This window comes from Micromonospora sp. NPDC005413, assembly GCF_040606435.1.
Classification (GTDB): domain Bacteria; phylum Actinomycetota; class Actinomycetes; order Mycobacteriales; family Micromonosporaceae; genus Micromonospora.
This window is the reverse complement of the sequence record NZ_JBEXEV010000003.1, coordinates 259,439-279,482: the sequence shown is the minus strand read 5'-3', so window position 1 is coordinate 279,482 and position 20,044 is coordinate 259,439. Positions and strand designations below refer to the sequence as shown.

20 protein-coding genes are annotated in these 20,044 nt (G+C 72.2%); 12 read left to right on the top strand and 8 right to left on the bottom strand.

The features are described 5' to 3' along the window. Positions 1-10 precede the first annotated feature (10 nt). Together ABZS37_RS07085 and ABZS37_RS07080 are read left to right on the top strand one after the other, a co-directional pair. A complete protein-coding gene (locus ABZS37_RS07085; protein WP_355166534.1) occupies positions 11-820 on the top strand; it encodes an ABC transporter permease in 810 nt (269 codons plus the stop codon). A gap of 79 nt (positions 821-899) precedes the next feature. Then, positions 900-1,085 carry a hypothetical protein gene (locus tag ABZS37_RS07080; protein ID WP_355166370.1) on the top strand — a complete coding sequence of 62 codons (186 nt, stop codon included), beginning with the start codon at positions 900-902 and terminating at the stop codon, positions 1,083-1,085. A 45-nt stretch (positions 1,086-1,130) separates the two neighbouring features. On the opposite strand, the gene ABZS37_RS07075 is transcribed toward ABZS37_RS07080, so the two are convergent. After that, entirely contained in the window at positions 1,131-2,741 is a 1,611-nt protein-coding gene (locus tag ABZS37_RS07075) for a hypothetical protein (protein ID WP_355166368.1), read from the bottom strand. Positions 2,742-2,902: 161 nt separating this feature from the next. Here ABZS37_RS07075 and ABZS37_RS07070 point away from each other — a divergent pair, with 161 nt between their 5' ends. Beyond that, positions 2,903-3,991 carry a crosslink repair DNA glycosylase YcaQ family protein gene (locus ABZS37_RS07070; protein ID WP_355166366.1) on the top strand — a complete coding sequence of 363 codons (1,089 nt, stop codon included), beginning with the start codon at positions 2,903-2,905 and terminating at the stop codon, positions 3,989-3,991. Between the two features lie 47 nt (positions 3,992-4,038). Here the strand turns inward: ABZS37_RS07070 and ABZS37_RS07065 are convergent, their stop codons facing one another. The 3 genes from ABZS37_RS07065 to ABZS37_RS07055 form a co-directional block, all read right to left on the bottom strand. Continuing rightward, entirely contained in the window at positions 4,039-5,028 is a 990-nt protein-coding gene (locus ABZS37_RS07065) for a transporter (RefSeq protein WP_355166364.1), read from the bottom strand. Further along, positions 5,025-5,915, bottom strand: a complete 891-nt coding sequence (locus ABZS37_RS07060) for an ABC transporter ATP-binding protein (RefSeq protein WP_355166362.1) — start codon at positions 5,913-5,915, stop codon at positions 5,025-5,027. The genes ABZS37_RS07065 and ABZS37_RS07060 overlap by 4 nt, the downstream gene beginning before the upstream one ends. 79 nt (positions 5,916-5,994) lie before the next feature. Then, positions 5,995-6,402 carry a GntR family transcriptional regulator gene (locus tag ABZS37_RS07055; protein WP_355166360.1) on the bottom strand — a complete coding sequence of 136 codons (408 nt, stop codon included), beginning with the start codon at positions 6,400-6,402 and terminating at the stop codon, positions 5,995-5,997. A gap of 220 nt (positions 6,403-6,622) precedes the next feature. Between ABZS37_RS07055 and ABZS37_RS07050 the strand changes: the two genes are divergently transcribed. Continuing rightward, positions 6,623-7,891: an Nramp family divalent metal transporter gene (locus ABZS37_RS07050; protein WP_355166358.1), complete on the top strand. Its 1,269-nt coding sequence runs from the start codon at positions 6,623-6,625 to the stop codon at positions 7,889-7,891. A 290-nt stretch (positions 7,892-8,181) separates the two neighbouring features. Next, entirely contained in the window at positions 8,182-8,766 is a 585-nt protein-coding gene (locus ABZS37_RS07045) for a hypothetical protein (RefSeq protein ID WP_355166356.1), read from the top strand. Between the two features lie 37 nt (positions 8,767-8,803). Here ABZS37_RS07045 and ABZS37_RS07040 read toward each other — a convergent pair whose 3' ends face one another. Further along, positions 8,804-9,076 (bottom strand): hypothetical protein, encoded by a 273-nt coding sequence (locus ABZS37_RS07040; protein WP_355166354.1) that lies wholly within the window; start codon positions 9,074-9,076, stop codon positions 8,804-8,806. 288 nt (positions 9,077-9,364) lie between these two features. On the opposite strand from ABZS37_RS07040, the gene ABZS37_RS07035 reads away from it, so the two are divergent. Beyond that, a complete protein-coding gene (locus tag ABZS37_RS07035) occupies positions 9,365-10,471 on the top strand; it encodes a ricin-type beta-trefoil lectin domain protein (protein WP_355166352.1) in 1,107 nt (368 codons plus the stop codon). 29 nt (positions 10,472-10,500) lie between these two features. On the opposite strand, the gene ABZS37_RS07030 is transcribed toward ABZS37_RS07035, so the two are convergent. Next, entirely contained in the window at positions 10,501-10,869 is a 369-nt protein-coding gene (locus ABZS37_RS07030) for a hypothetical protein (RefSeq protein WP_355166350.1), read from the bottom strand. Between the two features lie 123 nt (positions 10,870-10,992). On the opposite strand from ABZS37_RS07030, the gene ABZS37_RS07025 reads away from it, so the two are divergent. The 4 genes from ABZS37_RS07025 to ABZS37_RS07010 all read left to right on the top strand — a co-directional run bounded on the left by ABZS37_RS07025 (position 10,993) and on the right by ABZS37_RS07010 (position 14,970). Then, complete coding sequence (locus ABZS37_RS07025) at positions 10,993-12,081, top strand: hypothetical protein (RefSeq protein WP_355166348.1); 1,089 nt, start codon at positions 10,993-10,995, stop codon at positions 12,079-12,081. A 30-nt stretch (positions 12,082-12,111) separates the two neighbouring features. Further along, positions 12,112-13,161 (top strand): nitronate monooxygenase, encoded by a 1,050-nt coding sequence (locus ABZS37_RS07020; protein ID WP_355166346.1) that lies wholly within the window; start codon positions 12,112-12,114, stop codon positions 13,159-13,161. A 67-nt stretch (positions 13,162-13,228) separates the two neighbouring features. After that, positions 13,229-14,311 carry a cellulose binding domain-containing protein gene (locus ABZS37_RS07015; RefSeq protein WP_355166344.1) on the top strand — a complete coding sequence of 361 codons (1,083 nt, stop codon included), beginning with the start codon at positions 13,229-13,231 and terminating at the stop codon, positions 14,309-14,311. Between the two features lie 14 nt (positions 14,312-14,325). Then, positions 14,326-14,970, top strand: a complete 645-nt coding sequence (locus tag ABZS37_RS07010; protein ID WP_355166342.1) for a hypothetical protein — start codon at positions 14,326-14,328, stop codon at positions 14,968-14,970. Between the two features lie 43 nt (positions 14,971-15,013). On the opposite strand, the gene ABZS37_RS07005 is transcribed toward ABZS37_RS07010, so the two are convergent. After that, on the bottom strand, positions 15,014-17,050 hold the full coding sequence (locus ABZS37_RS07005; RefSeq protein ID WP_355166340.1) for a glycosyl hydrolase family 28-related protein: 2,037 nt from the start codon (positions 17,048-17,050) through the stop codon (positions 15,014-15,016). Positions 17,051-17,270: 220 nt separating this feature from the next. Here ABZS37_RS07005 and ABZS37_RS07000 point away from each other — a divergent pair, with 220 nt between their 5' ends. Both ABZS37_RS07000 and ABZS37_RS06995 read left to right on the top strand, forming a co-directional pair. Next, on the top strand, positions 17,271-18,350 hold the full coding sequence (locus ABZS37_RS07000; protein WP_354993994.1) for an NYN domain-containing protein: 1,080 nt from the start codon (positions 17,271-17,273) through the stop codon (positions 18,348-18,350). A gap of 205 nt (positions 18,351-18,555) precedes the next feature. Then, entirely contained in the window at positions 18,556-18,777 is a 222-nt protein-coding gene (locus ABZS37_RS06995) for a hypothetical protein (RefSeq protein WP_030335934.1), read from the top strand. A gap of 175 nt (positions 18,778-18,952) precedes the next feature. Here ABZS37_RS06995 and ABZS37_RS06990 read toward each other — a convergent pair whose 3' ends face one another. Then, the gene (locus tag ABZS37_RS06990) at positions 18,953-20,014 is read right to left on the bottom strand and encodes a Gfo/Idh/MocA family oxidoreductase (protein WP_355166338.1); all 1,062 of its coding nucleotides are present in this window, start codon (positions 20,012-20,014) and stop codon (positions 18,953-18,955) included. Positions 20,015-20,044: the final 30 nt, after the last annotated feature.

The window sequence follows — 20,044 nt, the reverse complement described above, 5'->3', positions numbered from 1 at the left end:
GATTCTGACCCTGCCCGGCACCGGATCGCCGGCCCCGCGCTCCACCCTGTTGGCCGACAGCATCACGCTGACCCGGCGGGGCCTCGCCCACTGGCGCCGCGATCCCGGCCCGCTGATCGGCTCACTCGGTTTCGACATCCTGATCGTGTTGATGTTCGTCTATCTCTTCGGTGGCGCCATGGAGGTGCCAGGTGGTGGGAGCTACCGGGAGTTCCTGCTGCCCGGCATGTTCGTGATGACCATGGTGTTCGGCATCAGCCTCACCACCATCGCCGTCTCGGCCGACCTGGACCGCGGGGTGACCGACCGCTTCCGGTCGATGCCCGTCTCGCCGCTGGCTCCGCTCCTGGGACGGGCGGCGGCCGACATGCTGTTCGCGTTGGTCACCCTCGTGGTGATGCTGTTGGCTGGTCTGGCGCTCGGGTGGCGGGCGCACGGCGGTGCCGGCGGCACGCTGGCCGCGGTGGGGCTGATCCTGCTGCTGCGGTTCGCCCTGGTCTGGGTCGGCATCTTCCTGGGACTGGTGATGCGGGGCCAACAGGCGGTATCGGGGGTGCAGATCCTGGAGTTTCCGCTCGGCTTCCTGTCCAACGCGTTCGTCGCGCCGTCCACCATGCCCGCCTGGCTGGGCGCGGTGGCCGAGTGGAATCCCCTGTCGGTGACCGTCGGCGCGACACGTGAGCTCTTCGGCAACGCAGGCTGGGGCGGTGACTCCTGGGTGGTCCAGCAGTACCCGTGGCTGGCCGTCGTGTGGCCAGTCGTCCTGGTCGCCGTCTTCCTGCCGCTCTCGGTGGCCCGCTACCGCCGACTGAGTGGTTGAACCGGAGCTTTCGCACGTCGTACATCACGATTGTCGGGTCGGTGGGCGGCCGCCCACCGACGGTCGATCAGGAGGCAGAGTGTCGTTCGTGGTCGTCTTCACCCCGGGCGATCCGCCCCGGACCGGTACGGTCCACGTCCACCATCCGGTCGACGACGTGCTGCCCGAGGAGTTCGACGGGTTCGGCGAGGGCGGCGAGCTGACCGACCCGAGCGAGGCCCTGCTCGACCTGCCACCCGAGAGGCCCGACAGCAGCCGTCGGTGACGGACCGACGCGCCCCGGCGGCCGGGCACCGGGGCGCGCCACGGATCAGCCGGCGGGGCGCAGCACCCGGCCCGGTCCGGCGGCGTTGTCGGCGGCGGCCTGGCTGCGCTGCGTACCGGTGACACAGACGTCGTCGCCGAGGAACGCCTCGCGCCACACGTAGCCGGCGACGCAGGTGTGCGGGCCGTACGGGCCGCTGACCCAGCGGCTCGCCGCGGCGGCGTTGTCCGCGAGCACCTGGGATCGCGTCGTGCCGGTGACACAGACGTAGTCGGACTGGTCGGCGTCGCGCCAGACGTACCCGCTGACGCAGCTGCTCGGGCCGAACACCAGCCGGGCCGGGTTGCGCCGGGACGCGGCGGCGGCGTTGTCGGCGGCGGCCTGGCTGCGCTGGGTGCCGGTGACGCAGACGTCGTCTCCGGCGTACGCCTCGCGCCACACGTAGCCGGCGACGCAGGTGTGCGGGCCGTACGGGCCGTTCACCCAGCGGCTCGTCGCCGCGGCGTTGTCCGCCCACACCTGGCTTCGGGTGGCACCGGTGACGCAGACCAGGTCGCCGGCGCGGGCCTCGCGCCAGACGTACCCCTGAAGGCAGCGGTTGACCACGTCGGTGGTCACGGTCACCGAGGCGGCGTTGCCGGACACCCAGTTCACGCCGATCTGCACGCCATTGGCATTGAGCGACTGCGCGGGACCGCCGCCGGGGCCGCTGCGCAGCAGGGTCGGGGTGCCGTCGCGGACCTCGTGCAGCAGCACGGTGTCAGTGGGGATGCCGGCGCTCCAGCCGGTCTTGCGACGGAATTCGACGGTGTAGTAGTGGAACAGGTCGGCCGGGTCGAACGGGATCCGGACCAGTTGCGGGCCGCTCGCGGCGGGCACCTCCAGCGGCGCCAGGGTGAGGGTGCGCGACCCGACCCCGTCGGCGGCCATGGTGAAGACCCGGTCCTTCGGAAGCCAGCCCAGCTCGTCACGGTGCGGCCCGTTGAGCCCGACCGCGCTGGTGCCGTAGTTCGCGGTGCCGAAGGCGTGGATGTGCATCGCGCTCATCTCGTCCCACGGGTCGTCGTACTCGCCCGGCTGGGACCATGGCGCGTTCTGGTACGTGGTGTCGTTGGAGAACGAGTGGCCCAGGTTGTAGCCGTGCAGCATCTCGTGCGCGGCGAAGCCGACGTTCCAGGCGCCCGGGTCGAGCAGCACCCGGCCGCCGGCCGCGCCCGAGTCGACCCAGTCGTTGAGCATGACCGCGATCCGGTTTCCGGCGGGAACCGCGTAGCCGGCGGTCGCCGCGGTGTCCACGCACCGCTGGATCCGGGTCCACCGGTCGGTCGACTGGAACTGCGCCAGGGTGTACGGCATGGTGTACCAGCCTCGGACCACCGAGCCGGCCAACGACACCCGCCCGCCGGACTGGTCGGCCAGGTAGTCCGCCACCCCGCCGGTGCCGATGCCGGCCGCGGTGAGGAAGTTGGCGAAGTGCGACGGCGGTTGCGGCTCGGCCGGTTTGTCGCTGAACTTGCACAGCAGCACCGACCAGGCCGTCGCGTTGCGGATCGGACTGGCCGCCGCCGGTGCGGCCGGCAGCGCCACCGCGCCCAGCACCGCACAGGCGAGCGCCACGGTCGACGCGGCGACCCGACGAAGAATTCTGGACTTCACGCGTGCGCTCCCATCGCTGCGGCCCGCCGGACGCGGGCCTCGCGGTCCACATGGGAGCACTGATCGTGATCGGACAGACGCTTTCAGTCGCTTTGGCGACCGGCTGGAATCCGACTCCGCTGGTCGACGCCATGTCGGTGGTCGCCGTTAGGCTCGGCGGCGTGGAGGTGCACCAGCTCGATCGCGTGCAGGCACGACGCATCGCCGTCCGGGCCCAACTGCTGGCCGCGTCCCGGCCGACCGACCTGCTGACCGTGGTGCGCCAGCTGACGCTTGTGCAGATCGACCCGACGGCCGCCATCGCGCCCAGCGCGGACCTGGTCTTTTGGAGTCGGCTCGGCTCGGCGTACCAGCCGGCGCACGTGCGGCAGGCACTGGAACAGGACCGGACGCTCTTCGAGCACCAGGCGATGGTGCGGCCGATGGACGATCTCGGGCTCTACCTCGCCGCGATGGCGGCCTGGCCCAGTCATGAACGGCAGCGCGAATGGCTGCGCGGCAACGACTCGTTCCGGCGGGACGTGCTCGACCTGCTCGGCCGCTCCGGGCCGCTGCTCTCCCGCGACATCCCGGACACCTGCGTGGTGCCCTGGCCGTCGTCGGGCTGGACCAACAACCGCAACGTCACCCAGATGCTGGAGTTCCTGGTCCTGCGCGGTGAGGTCGCTGTCGCCGGTCGTCAGGGCCGACAGCGGCTGTGGGACGTGGCGGAGCGGGTCTATCCGGCCGGCACGCCCGTCGTCCCGTTGGAGCAGGCGCACCGGCTCCGCAACGAGCGGCGGCTGCGGGCGCTGGGCATCGCGCGGGAGAAGGCGGTGGCCGTCCCCGGTGAGCCGGCGGAGGTCGGTGACGCTGGTGAGCCGGCAGTGGTCGAGGGCGTCCCGGGGGTCTGGCGGGTGGACCCGGCCGCGCTCGGGCAGCCCTTCACCGGGCGTACCGCGCTGTTGTCGCCGTTCGACCGGCTGGTGCACGACCGGGTCCGCCTCGCGGACCTTTTCGAGTACGAGTACGTGCTGGAGATGTACAAGCCGAAGGCCAGCCGACGGTGGGGCTACTTCGCGTTGCCGATCCTGCACGGCGACCGGCTGGTCGGAAAGGTCGACGCCACGGCCGACCGTCGGCGCGGCATGCTCACCGTGCACGCCATCCATGAGGACGTGCCCTTCACTGCGGAGTTGACCCGGGCCGTGCACGATGAGCTGCACGACCTCGCGTCCTGGCTCTCGCTGACCGCCGAGGGCCTGCGCTGACGGGTGATCGCCAGGCCCCGTGGCCCCGGCGATCACCCGTTGCCGAGCTACGCGATCCGGCGGACCCGGCGCACGGCCAGGTAGAGCAGGAGCAGGGCAAGGGCGACGAAGATGCCCGTCTCGATGCCCTGGAACAGCCAGAACCGGTCCGCCGGTTGGTACAGCTGCCAGTTGTACGCGCCCGGCTCGATGCCCAGCTCGGCCCCGCAAGCCCGACCGTCCGGCCCCTTTCCACCGGGCGGGCACTGGATCCGGGTGTCCGCCGCGATCATCGTCCCGTCGGGGTTCCGGACGCCCTGGGCGAGGATCCAGTCCCCCCGGCTGATCTCCGGGGTCCCGGTCCCCTCAATCGGGAAGGTCTGGGTGCGGGCGGGCTGGTAGTGCGGCCGGGCCAGGATCGCCACGGCCGCCCGTACGCCGATGAACCCGGCCAGGGTGATGCCCATGGCGGGCAGCATCCGCTTCCAGACGGTGCCGGTGAAGATGCCGAGCGCCACGGCGAAGAGGGTGTAGCCGATCGGGGCGACGCCCTGCAGATCGAACACGATCAGGCCGAGCCGGCCCTCGCTCGCGGCCTGGGTCAGTGGCCCGACCCACCACGACATGCCCAGCCCGTAGCAGACCGCCGCGAGCACCGTCGCCGCGCCGACCAGGCCGAACTTCACCAGGGCCCAGCGGGCACGGCCGACGCCCTGGGTCCAGACAAACCGGTGCGTGCCCTGCTCCACCTCGCGGGCGACCAGCGGGGCACCCCAGAACAGGCCGACCAGCACCGGCAGGGTGAGCAGCAGTACGGCCACCAGGTTCAGGCTGCCGTACCGGTTGGTGAAGCGGCGGAAGCCCGCCTCACAGGTCTCCCGGGTCGCGTCGGCCACGTTCGTGCCGGCAAGCTGGCGTGCGCAGTCCGCCAGCCCGAGATCGGCGAAGCTGTGCCGCATCGACAGGCCGATCGGCACCATCAGGGCGGCCAGCGCCGCGAAGCCCAGCAGGGTGAAGAACGCCTGCTTGCGGTGTTGCCGCCAGGTCAACCAGATCATGCTGGCACCCCCCACTCGCTGTGACTGGTCTGCGTGGTGCCGTCGGCGAGGTAGGCCAGGACGATGTCCTCCAGGCTCACCTCGCGGACCGTCCAGGCCGGATCGGTGACCGGGCCGTCGGTCTGGACCAGCAGCGTGGACTGCCGGTCGGTGTGGCTGGCCCGGACGACGGCGGCGACGCCCCCGATCGGACCGCCGTCGTGCCGGGGGCCGACCAGCTGCCGGTGCCCGGACACCAGGTCGTCGACCGCGCCGGAGAGCTGCACCCGGGCGGCGTTGAGCACGATCAGGTAGTCGCAGACCCGTTCCAGGTCGGCCAGCAGGTGCGAGGAGAGCAACACGGTGGTGCGCGCGTCCGCGACGCTGCCCATCAGCGACTGGAGGAACTCGCGCCGGGCGAGCGGGTCGAGGCTGGCGACCGGCTCGTCGAGCAGCAGCAGCCGGGGCCGCTTGGCCAGCGCGAGGGCGAGCGCCACCTGGGCCCGTTGCCCGCCGGAGAGCTTGCCGACCGGCCGGTCCGGCGGTATGCCGAGCTGGGCCAGGCGGGTACGGGCCAGCGCACCGTCCCACCGCCGGTTGAGCTTGCTGCCGGCGGTGACCAGCTCGGCCGCCGTGAAATCCCGGTACAGCGGGGTGTCCTGTGCGACGAACCCGATGTCGGCCAGGCCCTCCGTGTCGCCGTGCGGCGACCTGCCGAACACCCGGACCTCACCCGCGTCGGGTTTGAGCAGGCCGACGGCCAGGTGCAGCAGCGTGCTCTTGCCCGCACCGTTCGGCCCGACCAGCGCGGCGATCCGGCCGGCGGGCAGGTGCAGCGAACAGTCCCGCAACGCCCAGGCGCTGCCGTATCGCTTGCCCAGCCGGTCGGCCTCCAAGACCATGTCCATCCTCTGTCCTCTCATTCCGCTCCTGCTACCGCTTGACGGCGGTGCGAGCGCTCGTTGCTGTGCCTGATGGTTCGCTGGCTCACGCGGGCTCCTTCTGTGGCGCTTCGTCGGCCAGGGTGGCTCGCAGCGTGGTCTCCACCAGGGCGATGACGTCCTCGGCCGTGAGGCCGGCGGCCTGCGCCCGGTGCAGCCAGGCGACCAGGTCGTCGCGCAGCTCGGCCTGGTTGGGCAGGGACGCGCCGGCCAGGGTGCGCCGGACGAACGTGCCCACCCCGGGTCGGCCGCTGACCAGACCCTCGATCTCCAGCTCCCGGTACGCCTTCAGCACCGTGTTCGGGTTGATCGCCAGTGACTGCGCGACGTCCCGGACCTTCGGCAACTGGTCGCCCGGCACCAGCAGGCCAACCCGCAGTGCCTGTTTCACCTGCTGCACGAGCTGCATGTAGGTGTTCACCTTCGACCGGCTGTCCAGCACAAACTCGATCACTCGAGACGATCCTTCCTGTTGTCCTACGACAGTAGGACTAATAGACAGCTTCACTGGGAGCCCGATCGCTGTCAAGGGCGGCGCGGCGAATCGCCCCGAACGGGCGAGGCCCCGGCCTGGTCGGCGGTGTTGGCACCAGAAGGCCAACCGTTGGCACCGACGGGTCAGCGGGCCGGGAAGGGAACGGGCAGGCGATCCATACCGGACGGGGAGGTGTTCGATGGTCACCAACGAGCTCACGGTGTCGACGGCGACGCCGTTGCAGGCCGCTCGCGCCCGGGGCCGGGTACGCGGGCGCCTGATCCTGCTCGGCCCGGCGTTCATCGCCGCCGTCGCCTACGTCGACCCCGGCAACTTCGCCACCAACTCCGCTGCCGGCGCCCGCTACGGCTACCTGCTGGTCTGGGTCGTGGTGGTGGCCAACCTGATGGCGATGCTGGTGCAGACACTCACCGCGAAGCTGGGTCTGGCCACCGGGCGCAGCCTGCCCGAGCTGTGCCGGGAGCGCCTGCCCCGTCGGGTGAACCGGCTGATGTGGGTGCAGGCCGAATTGGTCGCGATGGCCACCGACCTGGCCGAGGTGATCGGTGGCGCGGTCGCCCTGTACCTGCTCTTCGGCATCCCTCTGCTGCCCGGCGGGATCATCATCGGCACGGCCGCGTTCGCCGTGCTCGCCCTGCGCACACGCGGGTACCGCGCCTTCGAGATCGCCATCGCGGTGCTGCTCGGCGTCATCGTCCTGGCCTTCGCCGCGAATCTGCTCGCCGCCGGGTCCGATCCCGGCTCCGCCATGGCCGGTCTGGTGCCCCGGCTCCAGGGCACGGACAGTGTGCTGCTCGCCGCCGGCATCCTCGGCGCGACCGTCATGCCGCACGTCATCTACGTGCACTCCGCCCTGACCCGCGACCGCATCCCCGCAGCCAACGACACCGAGCGTCGGATCCTGTTCCGCGGCCAGCGCACCGACGTGCTGCTCGCCTTGAGTGCGGCCGGCGCGGTCAACCTCGCCATGTTGCTGATCGCCGCGGCCAGTTTCCGGGGCGGCGGCCCGGGTGGCGCGGACAGCCTGGAGGGGGTGCACGCCGGGCTCGGCCAGACCATCGGCACCGCCGCCGCGTTCGGCTTCGCCATCGCCCTGCTGGTCTCCGGGCTCGCCTCCACCAGCGTCGGCACCTACGCCGGCGAGGTCATCATGCAGGGCTTCCTGCGCCGCCGGGTTCCTCTGCTGCTGCGCCGGCTGGTCACCCTGGTGCCCGCGCTGGCCGTGCTCGCCATCGGCCTCGACCCGACCCGGGCACTCGTGCTGTCGCAGGTCATCCTCAGCTTCGGTATCCCGTTCGCGCTGGTCCCGGTGGTCGCCTTCACCCGCCGTCGCGACCTTATGGGCAACCTGGTCAACCACCCGCTCACCACCGCCGCCGCGTCCCTGGTGGCCGTCCTGGTGGTCGCGCTCAACGCCTTCCTGCTCTGGCAGGTCGTCGCCGGCTGAGCCGGCATGGCGGGCTGAGCCGGCTGAGCCGGCCGGGCGGGCTGAGCCCGCTGAGCCGGCCGGGCGGGCTGAGCCCGCTGAGCCGGCCGGGCGGGCTGAGCCCGCTGAGCCGGCCGGGCGGGCTGAGCCGGCTGAGCCGGCCGGGCGGGTGCGAAAAACGCCAGCAGGTCCGCCGCGACGGTCACCAGGGCGCCGGAGTGTGTAGGCCGGGTCGGAGCGGGTACCGCGTTCGGGCTGGTCGGGGCACGGCCGGCGATGAGCCGAGGTGCCGTACTGCGGAAGGATCCTGCGTGGGGTCGTACCGGATCGGGTGGACCGCCGGAAGCCAGGTGCGACCGGATCATGCGGGCCACCGACCGCTGACCAGGCTCGCCACGGCGGGCCTGGCGACGCACGTGTTCTTCGAGTTGGGCGCCGGCGTCGGAATGCCGGCGGCCTCCGTCCTGGGCCCGGTGCCCGCCGCCGGGGTGTGGGCCCTCGGCACCGGGACGCTGTGGCGGGCGGCCGGCACGCGTCGGGCGTCCGGCGACGCGGTGTTCGCCGTCTGCAACGGCGTCGGGCTGGCCGCGGTGCTCGCCCACCTGCGTGGCTGGCCGCGCCGACGGACCCGGCTGGGCCTGCCGTGGCTGCGCGAGTGCGAGGGGCTGGGGCCGGAGCTGATGCGGTTCTACAACCCGATCCTGTACGCGTGGGGTGCGGCCGCGTTGGCCGCGTCGCTGCGGGAGAACCGGTCGGCGCCGCGCTACCTGCCGCTGCTGGCGCTCGGCCTGGTGCCGTTGTTCATCGTCACGCAGCACGCGGAGCATTGGCGACTACGCGAGGTGGCCAGCCGCCGCCCGGGGTGGTGGAACCGCCGGCTGCGGCAACTGGACTGACCGCCACCGGACGTGGCTCAGTCGGTGGCCGGCACGGTCACGTCCGCCGGCCCTCGTCGCGGGTGGGGATCTCCTGGCGCTGTTCGAGGACGTCGGCTGTGTCGGCCTCGGCCGGGAGCGACGTCGCATCCTCGAGCGTGCCCGCCGGCAGGGATCCCTGCTCGGCCAGATCAGCCTCGGACGCCTCCGGGTCCACGTCACCTGACATTCGGTCCGGCGGCCCCAGGTCGACCGCTTCCTGCCGTTGTTCCAGGGCGTCCGCCTCCGGCGGGGGAAGCGGATCACTCTGCTCGTCCCGGTACGTGCTCATCGCGGCCTCCTACCCGGCTGTTGTCGACATGCCGCCGGGCCGCTGCCTACCCGTCACCGTCCCACTCACGCCTGACCGCCACGGTCCGGTCGTCCGCTCACCGCCCGCGGCATCGGTCCGGCCGTTCGGCGCAACCAGCGCGGCATTCGGCTCCCGCCCGCACCGGACGACCCCGACCACTCAACCCATAGTCGAGCATCGATGCACGCGTCCAGCTGTGGGCGCCGTCTTCGGCGTACCACACCACCGCCGAAGTCCCTGGACGACCGGCGAGAAGAGGGATCAAGCATGCGATGGAACGCACGACGGGCTGCCGCCGGCGGCTTCGGGCTCGTCCTCGGCGCCGTGCTGGCGCTGGCCCAGGTCGCACCCGCACAGGCGGAGTCCAACGGCGGGGTACGGGTGATGCCGCTCGGTGACTCGATCACCGACGGGTACAACGTGCCCGGCGGGTACCGGATCAACCTGTGGCAGCGGCTGGCCGGCGGCGGCTACACCGTCGACTTCGTCGGCTCCCAGTTCAACGGGCCGGCCAGCCTCGGCGACCACGACCACCAGGGCCACTCGGGCTGGCGTATCGACCAGCTCGACGCCAACATCGTCGGCTGGTTGCAGGCCACCACCCCGCGTACGGTGCTGCTGCACATCGGCACCAACGACGTGAGCCAGAACTACGACCTGGCCAACGCGCCCGCCCGGCTCTCCGGCCTGATCGACAAGATCAGGTCGACGGTACCGGGGGTCGAGGTCTTCGTCGCCACCATCACCCCGATATCCGACGCGACCCGGGAGGCGCGGGTGCAGGCGTACAACGCGGCGATCCCCGGCATCGTGGCGCAGAAGGGAAGCCGGGTGCACCTGGTCGACATGCATGCCGCGCTCGGCACCGCCGACCTCGCCGACGGTGTCCACCCGAACGCCGGCGGGTACGACAAGATGGCGGCCCGCTGGTACGACGCACTGCGGTCGGTGCCCGACAGCCTGGTCCCGCCGGGCCCTCCGGTCAGCAGCCCCGTCGGCCTGGCCAACCCGAACTCCGGGCGCTGCCTGGACGTCTTCGGCGCCAGCACCACCGCCGGTGCCCAGACCATCATCTGGGACTGTCACGGCGGCGCCAACCAGCGCTGGACCCGTACCGCCGCCGGGGAGCTGCGGGTCTACGGTGACCGCTGCCTGGACGTGAATGGCGGGGCGAGCGCCGACGGCACCAAGGTGCAGATCTGGACCTGCAACGGCGGCGCGGCCCAGCGCTTCACCTTCCGCGCGGACGGGGCCATCGTGCTCGCCTCGGTCGGCAAGTGCGTGGACCCGGCGTCCGCCGGCACCGCCAACGGCACCAAGGTGCAGCTCTCCACCTGCAACGGCGGCGCCGCCCAGCGCTGGTCCGTGCGGTAACGGTCGCGGCCGGTCCCGGGTGGCGCGGGTCAGTCGACCAGCGCCACCGGGGACCGCTCCCGGCGGGGCCCGGCGGTCAGCCCCAGCGCCAGCAGCGCGGACACCGCGCCGACCAGGAAGAACAGCGAGGCCACCGGCTGGCCGAGCCACTCCCACAGTGGGTGCCACGCCGGGTGCGGCTCGCCCAGGTGGTGGTGCTCCATCAGTTGTGGCGCGGCCAGCAGCACCGGCAGCCACCACAGCACCATGGTCACGCCGAACAGGACGCTCGCCGTGCCACTCACCCGGCGCCCCTCGGTGCGTCGGCTGGCCCAGCCGAAGACCAGCCAACCGGCCACCGCGCCCAACAGCGTGCCCCGGCGAAGAGGCCGCAGATGACCGCCGCCAGCTCGGCCCACGATGGATCATCGATGCATAGGCAAGGATCTGATCGTGTCCCCCTCCCAGGTCCACCACCTATGGGCGGGATCAGCCAGGATTGGCGAGGGCGGCCGAGGCACGGCCGCGATGAAGGGTGGGTCATGGGGGTACGGAAGTGGGCCACCCGGGGGCGGCACGCTCGCGCCGGTACGGCACTGGCCAGCCTGCTCACCGGCGCGGTGGTGCTCGCGCCGGGCGCGGCGGTGGCTGGCGCGCCGGGGGCGGGGACGCCGGTGTGCCAGGTGCGCGACGACCGGCTCCGCGAGCTCTCCGGGATGGTCGCCACCGACGACGGGTACGTGGTGATCAACGACGGTGCCGACGACGAGGCCCGTCGTCGGATCTTCTTCCTCGACCAGCGCTGCGCGGTGGTCCGGACGGTCTCCTACCCGTCCCGGCCCCGCGACACCGAGGACCTGGCGATCGGCCGGGACGGCACCATCTGGGTCGCCGACATCGGCGACAACGACCGCTCCCGGCCGACGATCGCGCTGTGGCGGCTCGCACCGGGCGCGGACCAGCCGGTGCTGCACCGGATGGCGTACCCGGACCGCCCGCACGACGCGGAGGCGTTGCTGCTCGACGCGGACGGGCGGCCGTTGATCGTCACCAAGGGCGGCAGCGGCACCGTCTTCCTGTACGCGCCGACCACCGCGCTGCGGCCGGCCGCGACGACGCCGCTGGCCTCGGTCGGCCAGGTGACCCTGCCGACGACCAGCACCAGCAACCCCTTCTCGTTCCTCGGGCGGGGTGTGATCACCGGTGCGGCCAGCGCACCGGACGGGCGTCGGGTGGTGCTGCGCAGCTACGCCGACGCCTTCGAGTACGACGTGCCCGATGGCGATGTGGTCGCCGCGTTGACCTCCGGCACCGCGCGGATCACCCCGTTGCCGGACGAACCCCAGGGCGAATCGATCACCTACAGTCGCGACGGCCGGTCGCTGCTCACCGTCTCCGAATCCGCCGACCAGCCACCGGGCACCCGTCCGACGATCCTGCGCTACCCGGCCACGGCCACGACGGCCACCGCCGCACGCCCGACGGTGGCGCCGACGGCAGTCCGTCCGGTCGCCGAGAAGGCCGGCGGCGCGGGCGACCGGACCTGGCCGCTGGTTGCCGGCGCCGGGACACTGCTGGTGCTGCTCGGGCTGGCTGGTGTGCTGCGCTGGAGGCGTACCGCGCGCCGGTGAGCGAACAGGGCGGTGCGGCAGGATGGGTGCATGGCCGTGCTGTCCACGCTGCGTCACCCGATCATCGCCGCCCCGATGGCTGGCGGCCCGTCCACGCCAGCGCTGGTGGCAGCCGTCTCCGCGGCCGGTGGGTTGGGCTTCCTGGCAGCCGGGATGATCGACACCGGGCGGCTGGTCGCCGACGTCGCTGAGGTCCGCGCGCGCACCGACCGGCCGTTCGGCGTCAACGTCTTCCTACCCGACCCAAGTGGCGTCGACGAAGCCGCCATCGAGGCGTACGCCGAACGGCTCGCCCCGCAGGCAGCCCAGCGCGGGGTGAGCCTGGGTGAGCCGGTGGGCGGCGACGACGCGTACCCGGAGAAGCTGGCCGCGCTGCTCGCGGACCCGGTTCCGGTCGTGTCCTTCGTGTTTGGGCTGCCCGATCGGGCAGCGGTGGCCGCCCTGCGCGAGCGGGGCACCGAGGTGTGGGCCACGGTCACCCGCCCGGACGCCGCGCAGGCCGCCGCCGAACTGGGCGTGGACGTGGTGGTGGTGCAGGGCACCGAGGCCGGTGGGCATCGCGGCGGTCTACCGGACGACGACGACTACGCGCTGCTGCCGCTGCTCCGACTGGCCGCCGCCCGTTGCGACCGGCCGCTGGTGGCCGCGGGCGGGATCGTCGACGGCCCCGGAGTGGCCGCCGTGCTGGCTGCCGGTGCCGCCGCCGCGCAGCTCGGCACGGCCTTCCTGCGCTGCCCGGAGGCGGGCAGCTCGCCGATGCACCGGGCGGTGGTGGCCAGTGCCGCGCCGACGGCGTTGACCCGGTCGTACACCGGCAAACGGGCCCGTGGCGTGGCCAACGACTTCCTGCGCCAGCACGACGCGGCGGCGCCGAGGGGCTACCCCCAGGTGCTCCACCTGACGCGTCCGCTGCTCGCCGCCGCCCGGCGCGACGAGGACGCGTCGGTCGCCAACCTGTGGGCCGGACAGGCGCATCCGCTGGCCCGGGACCTGCCAGCGGCCGAGGTGGTCGCCGAGGTGAGCGCCGGCGCCCTGGCCGCGCTGGCCGCGGTGGTCGAGCGGTCGACCCGCTGGGGCTGACCAGGGCGCCGGAAGTCCGTACGGGCGGGCGGGACAGGCCGGGCGGGAAACCCGTTAGAGTCTCGCCGTGATCGAGATCGGCGCGCAGGTTGACCTGTCCCACCCGCCCGACCGGGTCTGGCTCGCACTGACGGATCGGGAACTGCTCGGCCGGTGGTTCGCCGAGGCCGAGACGATGGAGGGCGTACCGGACCGGCTGTTGGTGCACACGGCCGGGTTGCCCGGCTTCGAGGCCAACGTCGAGGTCGAGGTGACCGAGCAGCGGGTGCCGGAGCTGCTGGCGCTGCGCTGCGACGAGGCCGGCCGGCTCTCTGAGGCGACCTTTGCCATCACCGCCACGAAGCAGGGCTGTTGGCTGGAGGTACGGGAGGTCAGGACGCACGGCGCGTGGTCCGCCGAGCAGCACGAACCACGGGAGCAGCAGCTTCGGCAGGCGCTGACCGTGCGACTGCCGGCCATCCTGGACTGGCTCGCCTTCCAGCAGGTCGACCTGCGCCGCAGCGACGGCGGGATGACCGCCGAACTGCCGCTGATCGGCGCATTCGGCAAAGGGCGCGCCCGCCGGCGTCGCCGCCAGATAGCCGCGGTGCTGGTTTCAGTGGCGGTCGTCGGAGCAGTGGCGGCGTGGGTGGCGCTCCCGACCGAGTCGAACCAGAGCGCCGCGCCGCCCTCGGCCCCGTCGCCGTCGTCGTCCGTGACGGCCGCCGCGCCCGCCGCCACGCCGCGGGCGACGCCCTCGGTGCGCCCCTCGCGGACGGCCGCGTCGGCGACCGCCCGCCCGAGCCGGAGCGCGTCGGTGAAACCGTCGCCGACCCCCACGTCGGCGCCGCCGCCCCCGCAGCCGTTGACGGCCCGCTACGACACCGACTCCAGCCGGCTGTTCGGCTACACCGGCGAAGTGGTGGTCGACAACCCTGCTGCCACACCGGTGGGGGACTGGGTCGTGGTGGTCAATCTCGCGGAGGGCAGCACCGTCGACGACGCCGATGGCGCGGACTGGCGACAGGACGGGCGGGCGGTCACCTTCACCGGGGCGGCCGTGCCGGCCGGAGGGTCGCAGACATTCCGCTTCGACGTGCGTGACAACCGGCCGAAGGCCAGGGAACCGGAGGCCTGCACGGTGGGCGGCAACCCCTGCGCCGGCCTCTGACCTAGGCTGCCGTCATGGCACTGCTGCACCGGGCGACCCTGCGCCCCACGAAGCTCGACCTGCTGGCGGCCTGGCTGCCCGGCCGACCCTGGTTCGTCGGACCGACCGGTGTCGACGTGGTGAGCCGGGGCGCATACCGCTTCGACGACCCAGCCGGCGAGGTCGGCGTCGAGACGATGCTGGTCGGCACCGCCGACGGCCCGGTCCATCAGGTCCCGCTCACCTACCGTGCCGCGCCCCTCGACGGTGCCGACGACTGGCTGGTCGGCACCACCGAGCACTCGGTGCTCGGCCCGCGCTGGGTGTACGACGGCTGCGCCGACCCGGTGTACGCCGCCGCGCTCGCCCACGCGATCCTCACCGGCAGCGGCCAGGCGGAGCAGTACGTCGAGGTCGACGGCCGGCGCGAAGTGCGTGAGCCGACCATGACGGTCGTCGTCAGCGACGCGGGCGACGCGGGCGACGCGGACGTGCCACCGGTCGGCGCCCTGCGACGGGTGGTCGACGAGGACCACGCGCTCATCAGCACCGATTCCGTCGAGCTCGTCGTCGTCCGCCGGCCCGGCGCCGGGGCCGACCGGTCAGCCGGGGTCACGCTGAGCGGCAGGTGGGACGGTCAACCGACGACCGTGCCACTGGCGTACGCCCGAGTGCTCTGAGTGTGCGGTGGGCGGCCCGAGCTTCTCGGGCCGCCCACCGCGTTCACCACTGCGCCGGAGGCGGGGGCGGCGACACGGGTGGCCGGTCGTCGCAGGTGATGGTGTTGGGCAGCAGCCACGGGGCGAGCCACCCGCCGTCGTTACCGCCGAGGTCGGTCAGGGTGAACTCCGAACCGGCCGGGGTGAAGTGGAACGAGCCGCAGTTGTTGACGCCGACCGCGCCCACGTTGCGGGCGTCCACGTTGGCGAACGAGGCCGATCCCGCCGAGCGGGCGCTGACCACCGAGGTGCCGGTGCCGTCGACCCGGACGTCCCGGAACCGCACGTTGGTGATCGAGTAGAGATCCTTCACCGGCCAGTCGCTGACCAGCATGATCGCGTTGTACGTGCTGTCGAGGTACGCGTCGCCGGTCACCTGGATGCTCGCGTCGATGCTCCGGTCCAGGGCGAAGATCCAGATCGCGCCCAGCCCGATGTTCCAGTTCAGCTCGTACGTACCGGCGCGGGCCGTGGTGTTGTTGGTGAACCGCAGGTGCCCGGTGAACGGCTCCGCGCCGAAGCGGGAACCGGCGTGGATGCCGCTGCCCTCGCGGACGGGATCGGCGATGAGGTTGTGCGAGACGGTGGTGTCCGTGCCGCCGTAGATCGCGATGCCGTTGGCCAGGGTCGGTGACTGCACGGTGTTGTGGTCGAACGTGTTCCGGGCGTTCGCCGTCTTCTCCGACCACATCGCCAGGCCGTCGTCACCGGTGTTGCGGACGAAGTTGTGCGCGACGAGAGAGTCGGTCACACCAGTGTGGAAGTTGAGCGCGTCGGCGATCTGGTCGACGATGATGGTGTTGGTGACCCGGAGGTTCCGCATCGGCCCGTCGAACCACAGGCCCACCTTGGTGTGGTGCAGGTAGAGCCCGTCGATGGTCGAGTCGCTCATCGCGCCACCGATCGCGTTGACCTGGTCGGTGTCGATGCGCTCCCGGACGTCGCCCTCGATGGCGAAGCCGGAGAGGTGGACGTTGTGGCTGCCACCGTCGGCGGCGTCCCGGCCGTAGAAACCGACGCCGGTGTGCACCGAGCCGTCCGGCGTGGGCTCCGGCAGGGCGACCTCGCGGCCCTTGATGATGGTGTGCCAGCTGCCGGCGCCCTCGATGGTCACGTCGTCGACGATGATGTGCCGGTTGACCTGGTAGGTGCCCGGCGGGACGTACACCTTCAGGTGGGTGCGCCGGGCGAAGGCGATGGCCCGGTCCAGTGCGTCGGCGGAGTCCCGCCGGCCGGTGGGGTCCGCGCCGAAGGCCAGCACGTTCGCCGCGAGCAGCCGGATGCGCGGCGGCGCGACCAACTCGGAGTCGAGCAGGTCGATCACCGTCCAGGCGGCTGCGCTGCCGGGAGGCGCGGTGAGCCGGATCTTGTCACCGGCCCGGTAGGTGCGTCCGAGCAGGAGTCGCTGTTCGTCGTAGAAGTGGTTGGGCCGGAACGGCGTGCTGATGCTCGGGTACGGCGTGGTGGCCGACGGCACGCACTGGCACTCGGTGATCCACCAGTCCGGGTGCAGCAGCCCGGCCTGGGGGTCGTTGGTGAACGGGTACTGGTTGTAGAGCCATGAGTACTGCGACGTCAGCGTCATGTCGCGCACGTGCTTGCCGTTGACCGCGACCCGCAGCGGCGCGGTGATCCCTCCGCCCTGCGGCGCGTCCGGGATGCTGTACCGCACGGTGATCCCGTTCGCCGCGCTGGGCAGGACGAACTCCACGTACTCGCCGGGGGTGAGCCGGACCGCCCGGCGGCCGGAAGCCTCCGCGGGCAGCGTGTAGGCGGACCGGTCGGGTCCGATGATGTCGCCGTTGGTGCAGGCGTTCTCCGCCTCCTGCTCGACGAAGTCGACGTCCGCGCCGCGTCCGGCGACCAGCGCCGGATCGAGGGCGGCCCGGGTGACCACCGGCGCCGCGCCGGGGGACGTGGGTGGGCCGGCGGCGGCCACGGTGGGGCCGACGACCAGCATGGTGAGGCCGGTCGCGAGCGCGACTGTGGCGGCGGCCGGCCGGCCTGGGCGCCCCCGCGCCGGCATGATGGTCCGAAACATCGGTGACCCTCCTCAGTGGGTGGTGGTGGGAGGTCCGTCCGGCGCCCCCGACGCCCGACATTGATCGTCATGATGCCAGCACCGAACACCGCGTTGCAAGACAACAATCGAACAGCGAAAAGAAGCGACAATGAGACCGCAAGAAATGGACGGTTGTCGAGTTGAGGTGTCGTGCGTCGCCTACCCCCAGCCTGCTGACGGCCGGCGTAGGCTGAGCCGCGTGGATCAAGAAGACCGGATCGCCCTATTCCTCGACTATGAGAACCTCGCGTTGGGCGCGCGCGACAACCGTGGCGGCGCGGCGTTCGACTTCCGTCCCATCGCCGACGCGCTGGCCGAACGGGGGCGGGTGGTGGTGCGCCGGGCGTACGCCGACTGGTCCTACTTCGACGAAGACCGCCGGATGCTCACCCGGTCACACGTCGAGCTGATCGAGATCCCGCAGCGGATGGGCGCGTCCCGCAAGAACGCCGCCGACATCAAGATGGCCGTGGACGCGATCGAGCTGGCCTTCGAGCGCGACTACATCTCCACGTTCGTCATCTGCAGTGGCGACAGCGACTTCACTCCACTCGTCCACAAGCTTCGCGAGCTGAACAAGCGGGTCATCGGTGTCGGGGTCGAGGGGTCGACGTCGGCGCTGCTCCCGCCGGCGTGCGACGAGTTCCTCTACTACGACCGGCTGGAGGGTGTGGACATCCCGCCGACCCGCAGCCAGCGCGGCCGTCCGACCCGGCAGGCCGGCCCGGACCAGCGCCCGCCCGAGCCGGAGCCCGAGGTGGACCGTCGACCGGCGGGCGAGGAGCCCGGACGGGACGTGGACACACTGGCCGTGCTGGTTGCCCAGACGGTGGCCGGGCTGCAGGGCAGCGCCAACGGCGAGGTCACCGCCTCGCGCCTCAAGCGCACCCTGCTGCGCAAGGATCCGACGTTCAGCGAGTCCGACTACGGTTTCCGCACCTTCGGCGAACTGCTGCGGCATCTCGCCCAGCACAACGTGATCGAGCTGGCCGAAGGCCCCGCGAAGGGTGACCCCGAGGTCTCGCTGCCCGAGCACGGCGACCGGGAGGTGGCGTTCGGCCTACTCCGCGGCGTGGTGGCGGAGCTCGGCAGCGGTGGCAACCCGGTGGCGCTGTCCGGCTTGAAGAACCAGCTGCGCCGGGCCCGGCCCGACTTCAGCGAGAAGAAGCTCGGCTACCGCAGCTTCCTTCAGTTCTGCAAGGCCGCCGCCACGGGTGGAGCAGTCGACCTCCGGTGGAGCCCCGAAGCCGACGACTACCTGCTCACCGCGCAGGGGTGACCCGCTCGTCATCGGGAACGCGATCCTCTTGCTCAACAGAGCGGGTACGCCGGCTCTCTGAGCCGCCGCTCAGCAGGGGAAGGGTCGCCGTTGCGGTACCAACCATCAACACTAGACCCGATTTGCGCCTGAATTGCGGCTCTTACCCCGTTATAGCCCTACCTGCGCCGTACCCTCGGCGCAGAAATTGCTATACGGTCGGCGAATGAAGGTCGAGGAGCATTGGTGGAACGGAGACACGACTCCGCGCGGGCGCCGGGACGTGTATATCCGTACTGATGGGCAAGGTTGGGAGGTCCGCGCCCAGATCGGTGGGGCGTCGGGTCGTGAGCGGGTGCAGCAGTGCCCCAGCCGGGCCTCGGCGGCCATTCTCGCCGACGCCTGGCGCGGCACCCACCCTTCCTGGCGCGAGCTGAAGCAGCGCTGATCCGGCACCGGGCCGGGCCGGCAACGCTCCTGGGCTCCAGCCCGGCGCGGCCGCCGACCGGCCCGGCGCTCGGTTCTCACCCGCCGAAAGGCAGCCCCTGCTCGCCGCGTCGCCGCGATCGGTGGCAGCTCAGCAGGGCGGTGCTCGGTGTGTCGAGTTGCTCAGCTGCCAACGATCAAGAAAGCGGGACCGGGAGTACGACGCCCTCGGTTGCCGACCGGTGCGCCAACTCGATCAGCTCGACCGTGGCCACCGAGTCACGGGGGTCCACCGGCATTGGCGCGCCGTCACGCAGTGCCGTCGCCACCTGCTCGTAGAAGCTCTGGTACGCGCCGGGCTCAGTCGGCACCGGCCGCAGCTCACCGTCGACGCCGAGCATGCCGTACCGCTCCGGCGGGACCTCGCCCCAGCCCGGCTGGCCCGGACGGCCGCCGTCGTGCAGCGCCGCCTCCTGCACGTCCAGGCCGAAGCTCGTGTACGCCGCCCGGTCGCCCAGCACCCGCAGTCGTGGCCCGAGCTGCCCGGTCACCGCGCTCATCCACAGGTGCGAGTGGACCCCGTTGGCGTGCGTCAACGCCACGAACGCGTCGTCGTCGACCAGGGCGTCCTGCCGACGGCGGTCCACCTCCGCGTAGACGCGGTCGACCGGCCCGAACAGCTGCACCGCCTGGTCGATGAGGTGCGCGCCCAGGTCGTAGAGGGCACCGCCGGCCTCACCGGGCCGGTCGCTCTCCCGCCAACCCGCCTTGATCTGTGGCCGCCAGCGCTCGAAACGGGACTCGAAGCGGGTCACCCGGCCCAGCTCGCCGCCCTCGACGAGCCGACGGACGGTACGGAAGTCACCATCCCAGCGCCGGTTCTGGAACACCGTCAGCGGCACCTCACGCTCGGTCGCCTCGTCGATCAGCGCGCGGCCCTCCGCCGCTGTCGCGGCCAGCGGCTTGTCGACGACGACCGGCAGCCCGGCGGCCAGCGCCGCCCGGGCCATCGGCACGTGCTGCCGGTTCGGCGTCGCCACCACGACCAGGTCCAACGCGTCCGGCGTACGCCACAACTCGTCGGCGTCGGCGACCAGGCGGGCGTCCGGGAAGTGCTGTCGCGCCTGCTCGCGCCGCTGCGGATCACGGGTCACGATGGCGTCGAGCCGCAGCCCGGGGGTCGCGGCGATCAGCGGTGCGTGGAACACCCGGCCCGCCAACCCGTACCCCAGCAGACCGACCCGCAGCGCCTCCGCCATGCCGTACCCCTGTCTCCCCGGTCCGCGCCC

Bases quoted from the DNA above. Each gene is read 5' to 3' on its own strand.
- ABZS37_RS06990 (WP_355166338.1), bottom strand. From the start codon at position 20,014: ATGGCGGAGGCGCTGCGGGTCGGTCTGCTGGGGTACGGGTTGGCGGGC.
- ABZS37_RS07065 (WP_355166364.1), bottom strand. From the start codon at position 5,028: ATGATCTGGTTGACCTGGCGGCAACACCGCAAGCAGGCGTTCTTCACC.
- ABZS37_RS06995 (WP_030335934.1), top strand. From the start codon at position 18,556: ATGAAGGTCGAGGAGCATTGGTGGAACGGAGACACGACTCCGCGCGGG.
- ABZS37_RS07035 (WP_355166352.1), top strand. From the start codon at position 9,365: ATGCGATGGAACGCACGACGGGCTGCCGCCGGCGGCTTCGGGCTCGTC.
- ABZS37_RS07040 (WP_355166354.1), bottom strand. From the start codon at position 9,076: ATGAGCACGTACCGGGACGAGCAGAGTGATCCGCTTCCCCCGCCGGAG.
- ABZS37_RS07060 (WP_355166362.1), bottom strand. From the start codon at position 5,915: ATGGACATGGTCTTGGAGGCCGACCGGCTGGGCAAGCGATACGGCAGC.
- ABZS37_RS07020 (WP_355166346.1), top strand. From the start codon at position 12,112: ATGGCCGTGCTGTCCACGCTGCGTCACCCGATCATCGCCGCCCCGATG.
- ABZS37_RS07005 (WP_355166340.1), bottom strand. From the start codon at position 17,050: ATGTTTCGGACCATCATGCCGGCGCGGGGGCGCCCAGGCCGGCCGGCC.
- ABZS37_RS07010 (WP_355166342.1), top strand. From the start codon at position 14,326: ATGGCACTGCTGCACCGGGCGACCCTGCGCCCCACGAAGCTCGACCTG.
- ABZS37_RS07025 (WP_355166348.1), top strand. From the start codon at position 10,993: ATGGGGGTACGGAAGTGGGCCACCCGGGGGCGGCACGCTCGCGCCGGT.
- ABZS37_RS07050 (WP_355166358.1), top strand. From the start codon at position 6,623: ATGGTCACCAACGAGCTCACGGTGTCGACGGCGACGCCGTTGCAGGCC.